Origin of the sequence: Peribacillus sp. NPDC096448, from assembly GCF_044762675.1 — a bacterium.
Taxonomy (GTDB): Bacteria; Bacillota; Bacilli; order Bacillales; family DSM-1321; genus Peribacillus; species Peribacillus frigoritolerans_B.
Genome location: NZ_JBIWEU010000002.1, coordinates 291946 through 305210, shown reverse-complemented (window position 1 = coordinate 305210; position 13265 = coordinate 291946). Strand labels below are relative to the sequence as shown.

General features: G+C 38.5%; 9 protein-coding genes. 1 reads left to right on the top strand and 8 read right to left on the bottom strand.

What is annotated here, in order from left to right; translation table 11 throughout:
• Positions 1–343: 343 nt before the first annotated feature.
• From ACIQ0C_RS05320 to ACIQ0C_RS05290, 7 genes are all read right to left on the bottom strand, one after another.
• A complete protein-coding gene (locus ACIQ0C_RS05320; protein ID WP_403057741.1) occupies positions 344–1342 on the bottom strand; it encodes an NAD(P)H-dependent flavin oxidoreductase in 999 nt (332 codons plus the stop codon).
• A 169-nt stretch (positions 1343–1511) separates the two neighbouring features.
• Positions 1512–2255 (bottom strand): Cof-type HAD-IIB family hydrolase, encoded by a 744-nt coding sequence (locus ACIQ0C_RS05315; protein WP_403057738.1) that lies wholly within the window; start codon positions 2253–2255, stop codon positions 1512–1514.
• 167 nt (positions 2256–2422) lie between these two features.
• Complete coding sequence (locus ACIQ0C_RS05310; RefSeq protein WP_402837426.1) at positions 2423–3418, bottom strand: cation diffusion facilitator family transporter; 996 nt, start codon at positions 3416–3418, stop codon at positions 2423–2425.
• Positions 3419–3687: 269 nt separating this feature from the next.
• Positions 3688–4440 (bottom strand): hypothetical protein, encoded by a 753-nt coding sequence (locus ACIQ0C_RS05305; RefSeq protein ID WP_403057735.1) that lies wholly within the window; start codon positions 4438–4440, stop codon positions 3688–3690.
• Between the two features lie 232 nt (positions 4441–4672).
• The gene (locus ACIQ0C_RS05300; protein ID WP_403058091.1) at positions 4673–6085 is read right to left on the bottom strand and encodes an amino acid permease; all 1413 of its coding nucleotides are present in this window, start codon (positions 6083–6085) and stop codon (positions 4673–4675) included.
• An 804-nt stretch (positions 6086–6889) separates the two neighbouring features.
• The gene (locus tag ACIQ0C_RS05295; RefSeq protein WP_403057732.1) at positions 6890–8035 is read right to left on the bottom strand and encodes a histidine kinase N-terminal domain-containing protein; all 1146 of its coding nucleotides are present in this window, start codon (positions 8033–8035) and stop codon (positions 6890–6892) included.
• Positions 8036–8277: 242 nt separating this feature from the next.
• Complete coding sequence (locus tag ACIQ0C_RS05290) at positions 8278–10110, bottom strand: sigma-54-dependent Fis family transcriptional regulator (protein ID WP_403057729.1); 1833 nt, start codon at positions 10108–10110, stop codon at positions 8278–8280.
• Positions 10111–10617: 507 nt separating this feature from the next.
• On the opposite strand from ACIQ0C_RS05290, the gene ACIQ0C_RS05285 reads away from it, so the two are divergent.
• Positions 10618–12099, top strand: a complete 1482-nt coding sequence (locus ACIQ0C_RS05285) for an aldehyde dehydrogenase family protein (RefSeq protein ID WP_403057726.1) — start codon at positions 10618–10620, stop codon at positions 12097–12099.
• A 191-nt stretch (positions 12100–12290) separates the two neighbouring features.
• Here ACIQ0C_RS05285 and ACIQ0C_RS05280 read toward each other — a convergent pair whose 3' ends face one another.
• On the bottom strand, positions 12291–12995 hold the full coding sequence (locus ACIQ0C_RS05280; protein WP_402837435.1) for a TerC family protein: 705 nt from the start codon (positions 12993–12995) through the stop codon (positions 12291–12293).
• Between the last annotated feature and the right edge of the window lie 270 nt (positions 12996–13265).

Here is a 13265-nt window from a genome sequence, read left to right as displayed (position 1 = left end):
AGAATACAAAATTAAGTCTATTGCTTTTGCAATAAATATTTAACATTCTTCATCTTCACCTAAATACATATTACTTTTAAACAATCAATAATTTATGACCAAATTGTTCATTTGGTCATTATCACGAAAACAATATAACATTTATCTTTCTTTTTATCAATATTTTTTCACAGTCTTACATCCTATATTTACTGTTTTTAACGTTAAAACCTATTTAGATTGCCTTTTAAGCTGATTAAGACTTTATCATGAATTAGCTCTGATATAACATAAAAAAAGGGTATCCATAATGGATACCCTTTTTATTAGCTATATTAGCATAACTAAATGAAGCGCTTTCATATCATTTTGATATAATTCCTTTTAATTTTTCCGCCTGCCCGGTCAGTTTCTTCAAAGACTCCTGATATTCTTTTTCTAATTGTTTTATGATGCCTGCAGCGGTATCTATTTTTTTAATCGCACCTACACCATGACCTGCTGACCAAATATCACGCCACGCTTTAGATTCAGATGATTTGGACATGCTGTCAAAATCGACTTTTTCTTTTTTGGCCAATTGTTCTGGGTCCAATCCTTCCTTTCTGATGCTCGGTTTAAGCATATTACAATTAACGCCTGAAAATGCATCAGTCAAAATGATGTCATCATGGTCAGAATCGACAAGCATTTCACGATATTCATCATTTGCCCTGCTCTCTTTCGCCACGATAAAACGTGTACCCATATAAGCAAGATCCGCTCCTGCCGCCTGAGCTGCCAAGATACTGTGACCAGTACTGATGGATCCGGCAAGCAAAATGATTCCGTCCCAGAATGTCCTTACGCTGTCCACGAAAGCAAAGCTATTTATCTCACCAGCATGACCGCCTGCTCCCGCTGCAACCAAGATCAATCCGTCCACACCTGACTCCGCAGCTTTTTTTGCAAAATCCACAGAGCTGACATCCGAAAAGACCAACCCGCCATAGCTATGTACGACATCCACCACATGTATTGGTGAACCTAATGATGTAATGACGATGGGAGGCTGATGTTTTTTGACCAATTCCAACTCATCTTCAAGCCGGCTATATGTACGGTGAACAACCATATTCATTGCCCATGGAGCTATCTTTGAGCCTGGTTCTTTATCCTTTGCTGCAATCAATGTGTCGTTTATATCACCCATCCATTGATCCAGGACCTCTATCGGCCGCGCATTCGGTGCTGGAAAAGAGCCGATCACCCCATTCAAACAGCATTCTTTCACTAACTCAGGACCGGATATTAAAAACATAGGTGCTGAGATAACTGGTAAAGATAATTGATTCCACCACTGTTCAGGCAAACTACTAGTCATCCTTAAACCTCCCATAATTAATATATTACCAAAATATAACACTACTAGATTATCATACTTCTAAAAGACACAATTTTCAAGAAATTAATTCAGCAGCTAAAATTTAATTGTCATGCAGCTCCATTTCAAAAAAACTGTATATGGAATACGTCCCATATACAGTTTCGATTCAATTTGAAAGCACCCATTTACGAATGGCCTTAGCCACACCATCTTCTTCATTTGTCGCTGTAATCCAATCTGCTTTTTCTTTCACACTTTCCTGGGCGTTTCCCATTGCCACACCCACTTTTGCTTCGGAAATCATCGCAAGGTCATTAAGGCTGTCACCCACTGCCATAACATTATCCATGGTAATATCGAGCAATGAACATACGAGCTTTATCGCTTTCGCTTTATTGACGCCCATGGCATTCACTTCAATATTCGTCGGGCTTGAATTGCTTATTTCAAAGGTTCCTTTTGATACCAGTTCATCCATGATGATTTGGCGGATGTTTTCATCATTTGTATCAAAACCGAATTTAAGCCATTGCGAATCATGGATTTTTTCAGGCATTTCAGCCCTGTAAATATTATCGCAGCTAATTGCCCAAAAATGTGTACCATGTTTTTGGCTTAATTCCCACATCCATTGTATGGATTCACTATCGACGATATTCCTTTCCACCAGTTTTCCTTGATTATCGTAAATTTCGCTTCCGTTTACTGTAATGAGGTATGATTGAAGTTCCATTGACTTTGCAAAATCACTGCATGTCGCATAGGATCTTCCTGTGCTCAATACCACAAAAACCCCTTGATTTTCGGCTTCTTTTATCACTCTCCGATTTTCGTCAGATATCTCTCCAGCCTTATTGAGAAGCGTGCCATCCATATCAAGTGCAACTAGCTTAATATCTTGTTTCTCCATTCTTATTCACCCTTCCATAATCCTTCTTTATGTAACTAAGTCCATGATAGCTTATAATGCATACCCAAGGAAAGTAAGTGATGAATTAAACAGGCATTAACATCTGTGTCATGTTTTATAATCAAACAAATATCCTGATCATGACACTTAGCATTCTGCCATTATTTCTACTCCCTGTCTTTTTTCATTTCATTCAATTCTTTTTTTATCTGACCTTCCCATTTTGGGACACCATCATTTTCATCAAATTCTATAATGACATCCGTTACCCCTCTTTCCTTGAAAATCTGATTAAACAGCCGATCTTTTATGTCGTCCGCCTGTTCGATTGAAATATGGGGATCAAGTTCAACTTCAAGTTCAACATGAAAATCTTCCCCTTCTTTTATTACGGCCAGTTTCTGTATATCCCTTACATCTGGATCATCCATGACCATCGTTCCGATTTTTTGCCGCATTTCAATATCGGCTTCCCCAAGAGCACCTGCAGCATTGTCAAGAAAAACCCTTCCAACAACATAGAACATACCGAGACCGATCATGACGGAAGCAACTCCTTCCGCTTGGATGAAAGGCGTGAAGTTTGCTAATAAAATGGCAATTATCGCGAGTACTCCGCCACCGGTCGCTACCATATCTTCCATGAATACTAATTTCGTCGCCGGTTTTGCCCTTTTTAAACCAGAGAAGCTCTTGAATATGACGGCTGCTCCTTTAGCTTCGATTCCAGTTTCATGTACCACTTCTTTCATCGCTTTAAATAATACATATGATTCGAGCACAACCGCTAACGAAAGGACGGACAAGTTAATAAGGATACCAGTTGATTCTGCAGGATGCAAAATGTGATGGAACCCTTCTTTAATCGTTTCATAGGACATGATCCCGACAACCAATACTGCCCCTAGTAATACAAGGTTAACCAAACGTCCAAAACCATCTGGGAATCGATCAGTTGGTGACTTTTTACTAAGTGCGGAACCAATGAAGACGAAAAACTGATTCGCAGCATCGCCCAAAGTATGTAAAGTTTCAGCAAACATAGCGACATTCCCCGTCATGAAATAGGCAATCCCCTTTAGCACAGCGATGATACTATTCACACAGGCAGCAATGAACGCCGATTTATTACCTTGTTTCAATAACCGAAATAATTCTTTCATCTAAAAATCCCCCCTAATCTTTTTATTAATTCATTATCATAATGTATTATCCCCAACACCGGAAAATATGAAACCACAAAACTCAAACCCCAACCTATACGATTGGAGAATGGTTATAAGTTGTATCTCCCACAAACGAATATATTCCAGGAGTGGACGCATCTATTCTAATAAGTTCACAATGAAAAGCATTCATTAGAAGACTGAATACTGCAACAAAAAAAGGAGTAAGCTGCGGCTTACTCCATATCATCCAATAACTTCAAGCGTTATCCTTCCTTTTTCACTAACTTAGATGGATTATTCACTTTATAGCGTATTTCTTTATTGTATTTTTTGTCGACCACTTTTCCATCAAATTCGATTGCGTCTCCTTCTTCGAGCTCAGCTTTTTTTAATGTCTTGCTATATCCACACCAAGCATCGCCAATAGTCAATTCAGGCTCCGTTGTCACTTTGACATTCTCCAAGAGTATGACTTCATCTTCTTCTCCAGTGAAATGGTTCATTTTCGCAGTGAACTCCTTGACAGTCGCGGTGAAATGCACTTTCTCCGCAGGCAAGTCCAACTTAGGTTTTGCTGTCGTCTTTTTAGTTTTGGTTTTTGCTTTTTTGGGTTCTTCATTTAGCTGATCGGAGTTTTCCGTAATTGGTGCTTCCATCACCTGATCACTATCATTTGAATCTGCGGATGTTTCGGAAACCGGTCCACTCAACAATTCTTTTCCGAAACTGGAGCTTTGCATTTCCTTTAAATAAGAAGGGTGAATGCAGCTAAGCTTACCATTTTCAAATTCAACGACTATAGTGTCAAGACCATTTCCATATTGTTCATAACCAACCAATTTGACTTTTGCTTGAAAACTGCCGCTTTTATATAATAGTTCCCTTTTAACCGAACGGGCAGTGAATAATTTCCATTCCAATCCTTTAGCGATATAGTCCGTATCATCCAAAAAAGGGACATACTCTCCTTTTGGTGCAATATAATGAATCAAATCTTCAGCTGGAGTTTCAGCCACAGTCACCACTCCTAATCTTTTCTATAGATTATATTCTAGCAAAGGATTTCAAAGTTGCAAATGAATGAGTATCATAATTGTTCAGAGGGGATGGCAGTCACGGTTACAATCAAGCTTAAATGCCCCCATAAAAGGAAGCAGAAAAAAGGCTGCCCACTAAGAGCAGCCTTTTTGTTTGAATAGTCAATCATTTCTTTCTATAATCGGACAAAAACGACTACATCCCTTGCCCTTACTTAACGTGAATTTTTTTTAGGTTTCCTTCTCGTTCAGGAGTAATTACGTTTTTCTTATGATAAAACAAAAAGTATGACCCAATAACTAGAATCGTGAGAAGGGTTGTAAGAAAGAATTGCAATCTCATGGAATCAATAAACGCCTGAGCAACGAATATAATAAATAATACGGCAATGGTCGCGTAGGTTAAATAAGGGAAAAGCCACATTTTCACTTTGAGTGTCCCCGGATTTTCTTTTTCGGTCTTTTTTCGTAAATATAGATGAGAAAAGGCGATAAAGATATACATGATCATCGTGACTCCTCCAGAGCTGTTTGCGAGAAAAGCAAACAATTTATCTGGAGAAACAAATTTAAAAGTCGTGAACACATAAGCAAAGAAAACACTTGCCATTAACGCCCAAATCGGGATTCCCCGTTTATTCACTCGGGAAAGGATTTTCGGTGCATCACCTTTTTTTGATAAAGAATATAACATACGAGAGCTTGTATATAGTCCTGAATTCAAAACAGAAAGCAATGAAGTGAAGATTACGATATTCATGATTTGACCCGCTGCCGGCAGGCCTGCCATGTCAAATACGCTTGCATAGGGGGTTTTCAGTAAATCTTCTGCCCCTTGGGGAATTACGAGAACCAACACGGTCACTGAACCAACAAAGAAAAGAAGGAGACGCCACACAACACTGTTTATGGCTCTAATAATATTTTTTTCAGGGTTTTCAGACTCTCCTGCAGCAATGGCAGCTACCTCACTTCCCGATAAAGAGAAAGTAATGAATATCACACTAAGAAGGACAGGCAGAAAACCTTTTGGTAAAAATCCTCCATCTCCAGTAATGTTTGAAAGGCCTGGTGAATCAAATCCCGGAACAAATCCAAATATCATGGCCGCACCCAGGATGAGGAATATTACAATGGCAGCCACTTTCATGAAAGCTAACCAGTATTCAAATTCCCCATAAGCTTTGACTGAATAGATATTCGTAATCATCATTAATATAGGGAAAGATAGACTGGCAGCCCACATAGGTATACCAGGAAACCAATCATGAATCATAGTACCTAATAACGTAGTTTCAATGGCAATGATGATTACCCAGTTGAACCAGTATAACCAGCCGATCGTGTAACCGGCCCAAGGACCGAATGCTTGATGTGCATATGTTGAAAAGGATCCGCTATCAGGATTTACCACAGCCATTTCACCCAGCATACGCATAATAAGCACAATCATCAATCCTGCGATTATATAAGATAAAATAGCACCAGGTCCTGCTGAATCAATTATTGTTCCGCTTCCGATAAATAGTCCTGCCCCAATTACCCCGCCAATAGAAATCATTGTGACGTGCCTGGTCTTGAGACCATGTTTCAATTCATTTGTTTGAAGTGCCACTATTGTCACCATCCTTTAAAACTGTCAATTTACCGTTTCGTAAGCAGTAAACCACTACTCAAGGGTAACCTAGTAGAAATCTTTCATTCAAAAACAATGTTTACAGTCCTATCCCCGTTTCATCAATAGTTTTAATTAGGCCAAATTCACAATCGTTATATGTATATTGCACAGCGTATATTCTATTAACCGTAATGCTTTTCTATTTATACTCCCTCTTTACTACATCAGCCCCTCAACTAAAAACACGGAAAGTACAATGACCTTGTTGATTTTGCACTTTCGCTTTTTGTTGAGTGAAGTCCTTTTATGTAAAAATATAGTTACCCAGCTCTATTCTTTCTTTACCTCACTATTCTTTTTTATAAAAGCACCCTCTCTCACTAAAATTTTATACATATATAATAAAAGCAATATCCATGCCAAAAAAAGGATAGTTATTTTATTAGGGTTTAACGCTTTTATGAATCCAAAACGATTCATTATTGCATCATAAATATATTTATTGATTCATATACTAATTATTGACCCTTTTTGATTCACAATCGAATTAAAAAATGACAATTTAACTGTTTTCTTTTTTCATTTCGACAAATATACATACTAAAAAATAACAGAGATAAAAAGAAGATGCTAAAAACCAAATTATGATTTCTTGGCATCTTCCATATATTTATTTTCAGTGAGAATGGTTTTATGTAAAATACCGGCAGAGCCGGAATCCCTTCCCTATTAATCAAAGATCTGCGTATATGCTTCGAAAAATATCGATATGTATATAATGCTAAATGTAAAGTCACTATATGATATGTATTAAACCCTTATAAATTCATTCTGTACTTTAGGGAAATGGATGCTGAATGTGGTTGAATTTTCATTGGAGTCACAATTCATATATCCATCATTACTTTCAATGATCTTTTTACATACGTATAACCCAATTCCCGTTCCTAACTCTTTCGTTGTGACAAAGGGTTCAAAAATAGATTCGATCAATTCACTGGCAATGGCCGGTCCATTATTTGAAATTCTAATTATTCTTTCATTCGCCTCAATTAAAGAGTTAATCCTCAAAATTCTTGGATGTTCCTTATCCTTTAAGGCATCAATCGAATTTATAAATAGATTCAAGAACACTTGTTTTAACCCATCCTTGCTCGCTGTCATGACGAAGTTTGGATAAATATCTATTTCCACATTAACACTGGCATCCACAATATTTGCATATGTCAGTTCTTGTATTTCTTCAATTAACTTTAACACTGAAATTTCCTCTCTTTGTTCCTCATTAAAATCTGATTTAGAGGTATGGAGGAATTGGGTTATCCTGAAATTCAGCTGATTTAATTCATAATCAATGATATCCAAATATTTTAAGCCCGGGTTCTCCCTCTTCAGTAATTTATTGAAGCCCATGATAGCTGTTAGAGGGTTTCGGAACTCATGTACAAAGCTTGATGATATCTGACCGAGTACCGCTAATTTATCTTTGTGGTTTTCACTAATATAAGACTTTTTTTCCTCAATCACTTCATTTGTAAGATTCGTATATCTCGTTACTGCATGGTAGCTGAACGTATCAAAGTGCAAGTTGATGTCATTAATGAATTTCTGCATATAATTAATTGGGACATTTGCACCAAAGAGATTTCTGATTATGATATTTCTCCCCAAATTGATATTATAAAGAAAATCCCCAATGTTGATATTTGCTTCAAGACGTTCTTTTGCAACCTGGTAAGCCAATTTTATCAGCACATCTTCAGAGAGTACCTCCTTGAACGTTTGGATGACCAGTGAGTACATCCCATAACCATTTTCTTTAATCTTTTCTTTGTAGGGGTCTATTTCATTGATCTTAATAGTCTCGTTCCATTCATTTAAAAACACAGATTCATTTTCTTCCAAATATTGAATCAATACATGTTTATACTTCTTATGTTCAGATGACAACTCCATACTATTGACCACACATCCCCTTACGGAATTTTAGATACTATATCAATTACATCATTCTAAATGAGATTTTGATTTCCTGCACTTCATTATTCATTGTTTTTCAGGTGAAATATAGCTTATAAGGAGACAAGGTATGATAGTTACTTGCAATAACAAAGAACCGACCAAATCAGGTCGGGAATCTGAGATTTTCATAAAAAACAAACTCATCATTCATCTTTTTTTTATATACTAAGAAACTATTACCTTTGAAAGTTGATTCCATATTTTTTCATTTTTCTATAAAGCGTATTTCGGCCGATGTCAAGTTGTTTCGCGGCGTTACTGATATTTCCATTTGTTCGTTCCAATGCATGTCGAATAAGTTGGGTTTCTTGTTCTTGAAAGTTTCTTGGTTCTCGATCGGCATTTGCCCCTTCCTCATTTGTAATGAAAGAAACAGGACAAAGTGCAACAAACAAGTCTCTTGTAATCGGGCCATTATCAGCTAGGAATGCAGCCTGTCCGAGCACGTTTTGCAATTCACGGAAATTTCCCGGCCACGAATATTCCAAAATGAATGTTTTTGCTTCGTCAGTTAGTTCGGTATGTTCGCTCTTATAAGGTAAATCCGCTAAAATGTATTCTGCTAACAGCAATAAATCGTTACGACTCCTCAGATTTGGAAGTTTTAAAGATAATCCACAAAGGCGGAAAAATAGATCTGCACGGAATTCTCCGGCTTCAATTTCTTTTTGTAAGTCTTTGTTGGTGGCAGCAATGACCCTAACATCGATTGGAATGGAAGCATGTCCGCCGACACGCGTCACGCATCGTTCCTGAAGCACACGGAGCAGAGTCGCCTGAGCTTGAAGCGGCATGTCCCCGATTTCATCCAAAAACAAGGTTCCGCCATCTGCAGCTTCGAACTTCCCCTTATGCCCGCCGCTTTTTGCTCCAGTAAAGGCACCCTTTTCATAACCAAATAACTCACTTTCCAATAAGTTTTCAGGAATTGCGCTGCAATTGATGGCGATGAATGGCTTATCACTTCTTAAGCTATACCCATGAATGGATTGAGCGAACAGTTCTTTTCCCGTTCCGCTTTCTCCAGTGATTAGCAGGCTGATATCAAGCGCTGAAGCTCTTTTAGCAATGGATATGGTTTGATTCATTTGCGGATCATTACTTATTATATCGGTAAATTGATAACGATTAGTTGTTAATCCATCAATCAATTTCTGTTTTTTTAACCGCACGATCACGGATGATTGATGTTCTATATTTTTGCCAAGGGTTTGAACCAAGAACTCCTGGTCTTTAATTGAAACTCTCTGTTCTAAAACAAGTGGGTCTATTCCTGATACAATATTCGATACCGGTTTTTCCAGTGTGCCGATAACATGTGACGCCGCTGAATTGAGATCTGTAACTTTCCCCTCTTTATCAAGGGTAATTAACGGATCAGGGTATGAATCATATATAAAATAAAGGTTTTTCTCCCTTTTTTGTGTATGGGACAATAAGAGTGATTGTTTGATGCTATCAGCCACCCTCTGAACTAAGCTAATGGAAAAAGGATGATAATTCTGTTGATGACTGCTTAAGTTCAAAACACCAAGCAGGTGCCCATCTGGGTGATAAATGGGCGATGCGGCACAAGTAAGGAAATGGTTATCCTGATGAAAGTGCTGACTGCCATGAATCAATACAGGGTTTTTCTCCACAATGGCTGTTCCTATTGCATTTGTTCCTTTTGATTCCTCTAGCCAATTGGCCCCTTTCCTTAGGGAAACATTATCTGCATGACGGATGAAAGCTGGATCCCCAACTGTTTCGATGATATATCCTTCAGGAGCAGCAAGTAATAAAATGGACTCCAAACCATTAATCGAGTGATAAACTTCTTCTAAAATGGGAGAAGAATGGTACAGGAGTTCCGCATATCGATCGTGGTATTCAGCCAACTCAAATGCACCAAGCATATCTTCCTTATCCATCATGCTTGGCTGAAGTCCCTTCGAAATGCACCGCTGCCATGATTCTTGAATAAATGCCGGTATGGTTCCTTTATCCGCGCTTATATTAACAGACATTGAATAATCCTCCCGTATGTATAATCCAGTAAATCGGCTTCTGTTTTTTATTCAATTTCATTTAAACTCTATGTGATTCAAAGCTTCAGAGCATTCAGGGTTCGTTCATTCTATTTAATTATAACAGAAAATTCAGATATTCACCAAAATGAAAACAGCCTAAAGGGAACTACTAAACTTTTTTTGTCCCATATTGGAACACCTGCCTGCTCCAATATGGAACAGTAAGGCACCTTCCCATATCCCTCTACCATCTTCTTTAGCTGATTTCATCGGGTTTTTTGTTTATGGCATAAGTCTTGCATAATTACATGTCGAGAAATTGATTCCATTTGATAAAGGGGGGAAAGAAATCAAGTAATCCAGATTTAAAAGAGATCCAGAATTGCTGCAAGTCTGCCAAAGGGAATTGTATAAAAAACATAATAGTATGCCTGATCCTTTTACTTAGAGCCATTGTCCAAACAGATATAGAACTTAAAATCCAAATGAAAAGGGGTATTATACATGGAACAAACTATTAAACTTAATCCACGGGTGCAAGAATTCTTGAAAGGCACTAAAAAGCTTTTGATAAATGGGGAATTGGTGGAAGCTACTTCAGGAAAAACCTTTGAGACTCTCGATCCTTCAAACGGCAAGGTTTTAGCGGTTGTGAGTGAAGCAGGTCCGGAAGATGTAGATAAAGCGGTCAAAGCAGCCCGTACGGCTTTCGACAACGGTCCTTGGAAAAAAATGAGTGCATCGGAACGCAGTCGCCTCATTTATAAACTAGCGGACCTCATGGAGGAACATAAAGAGGCGTTAGCACAATTGGATACCCTGGATAATGGCAAGCCAATTGGCGAAACCACTAATGCCGATGTCCCCCTTGCAATCGAACACTTCCGTTATTATGCTGGATGGACCACTAAGATAGTAGGACAAACAATACCTGTTGCTGGGAATTACTTCAATTATACCCGTCATGAAGCGGTTGGAGTGGTAGGACAAATCATCCCTTGGAATTTCCCTCTACTTATGGCCGTATGGAAATTAGGCGCAGCCCTTGCAACTGGATGTACGATCGTTTTAAAACCAGCGGAGCAAACACCGCTTTCAGCATTATATTTAGGTCAATTGGCGCTTGAAGCAGGTTTTCCTCCTGGCGTTCTCAATGTCATACCTGGATTTGGTGAAACAGCAGGGTCACCGCTTGTAGACCATCCAGAAGTCGATAAAATTGCCTTTACCGGTTCAACCTCAGTAGGAAAAATGATCATGCGCCAAGCTTCGGGAACTGTGAAAAAAATCTCGTTGGAATTAGGCGGTAAATCACCTAATATCATTCTACCGGATGCAGATATGAGTAAAGCCATTCCCGGTGCATTAATGGGCATCATGTTCAATCAAGGACAAGTATGCTGTGCCGGTTCCCGCCTGTACATTCAAAAGAAATCCTATGACAACGTGGTGGCTGACTTAGTGTCCCATGCAAAAAACATTAAACAAGGGGCGGGTCTTGATCCAACTACCCAGATAGGGCCTTTGGTTTCCAGTGAACAATTGGAGAGAGTGGGCAGTTATATCGAAAAAGGAAAGTCTGAAGGAGCTGAGGTGGTTACCGGGGGCAATTACGGACAAGGAGAGGGTTATTTTGTAACACCTACAATATTTGCAGGCGTTGAAGATGAAATGACAATCGCTAAAGAAGAAATCTTCGGCCCTGTTGTAGCTGCCATGCCTTTTGATGATTTGGATGATGTGATTAACCGTGCAAATAACTCAGAATATGGATTGGCTGCAGGTTTATGGACACAAGATGTAAAAAAAGCCCATTATGTGGCTAATGAATTAAAAGCAGGTACAGTTTGGGTAAACTGCTATAACGCCTTTGATGCAGCTTCTCCATTTGGCGGGTATAAACAAAGTGGAATCGGTCGGGAAATGGGCAGTTATGCTTTGGATAATTATACGGAAGTCAAAAGTGTCTGGATTAACTTAAATTAAAAAAAGAGTGAACGCTGCATATGATCATTCGGCTCAGATATCGTGATTGAATGCATGTTATCGTTCCCTTTAATAATCGCAAAAAGGTGTACCAAAGTGCGGACTTTGGTACACCTTTTTCTTGTTTTGTAACTTAAAGGGCTTAGATAAAAGAAAAGACCTTTCATTTTTGAAAGGTCTTTTTGTATCCATCATCCATTACGTTCGATTTGCATTTTTTCTCTGTTTGCTTTTTCTTTTTCGATATTTTTCTGTCTTGAAGTTCCGGCTACCAGGATTCCAATCACCACTATTGCTTCAAATCCATATTTAATGAAGGGATTTGTAAAGTAGTCGTGCATGAAGGGTTCAGCTACGATCATTTTAGCAGAAGTCCAGCCTAGTATTCCCGCACCAATTATTATGATGACTGGGAAGCGTTCGATCAGTTTCAGGATCAAAGTGCTTCCATACATCACTACTGGAATTGATACAAGTAAACCGATTACCACTAAAGTGAAGTTACCATGAGAAGCACCTGCAACAGCTAGGACATTGTCCAATCCCATCAATGCATCTGCAATAATGATAGTTTTTATAGCAGCCCACATCGAGTCTGCAGGCTTCACATCATGTTCTTCTTCATCGATAAGGAGCTTATAAGCAATCCATACGAGGAGTAATCCCCCTATTAAATGCAGTCCTGGCACCTCTAATAGCCAAACAACCAGCAGCGTTGCGATGATCCTTATCACTATTGCCCCGACCGCTCCCCATATTATCACCTTTTTTTGCTGTTCTTTTGGAAGCTTTCTTGCAGCCAATCCAATAAGGATCGCATTATCACCGGCTAGAACCAAATCTATCATAATGATCGCTAAAAGTCCTGAAATGAATTCACCTGTTAAAAAATCCAACACAATTTCCTCCCTTTTACAAAAATAAAGAGACCTCTGCCATATATGGCAAAGGTCTCGCTAAGCACTAAATGAATTAGGCCAATAAAGCCGGTGGGATTCCCACGTAATGACGACTTTATTTCAGGTTATCCCTGACGCTACTCCCCTTCACGGGAATAAAGAATATGTAATTCTTTAAAATCTTTCCATTAGGAAACTACCAAGAAAAAATATCACTAATTCAGTATACCAAAAATACAAATAAAATAAAGAAAAAAATAAGAGATA